Consider the following 291-nt stretch of genomic DNA (forward strand, 5'->3'; position numbering starts at 1 on the left):
CCCCCCCCCCCCCCCCCCCCCCCCCCGCCGCCGCGTCCGCATCCGCATCGGCATCCGCGTCTGCGTCGGCATCAGCGTCGGCATCAGCATCAGCGTCGGCATCCGCGTCTGCGTCGGCATCAGCGTCGGCATCAGCATCAGCGTCGGCATCTGCATCCGCGTCGGCATCAGCGTCAGCATCCGCGTCGGCATCGGCATCCGCGTCGGCATCAGCATCCGCGTCTGCGTCGGCATCTGCGTCGGCATCAGCATCCGCATCAGCATCCGCGTCGGCATCAGAGTGGGGGTCGG

At 70.8% G+C, this 291-nt stretch carries 1 protein-coding gene; it reads right to left on the reverse strand.

Features of this window, described 5'->3' with window-relative positions; genetic code table 11:
* Positions 1–291 (reverse strand): hypothetical protein (locus ACOZHT_RS24455; RefSeq protein ID WP_421567129.1); only part of this gene is annotated, 291 nt, incomplete at both ends.

This window comes from Ochrobactrum sp. EDr1-4 (assembly GCF_049199085.1).
Classification (GTDB): domain Bacteria; phylum Pseudomonadota; class Alphaproteobacteria; order Rhizobiales; family Rhizobiaceae; genus Brucella.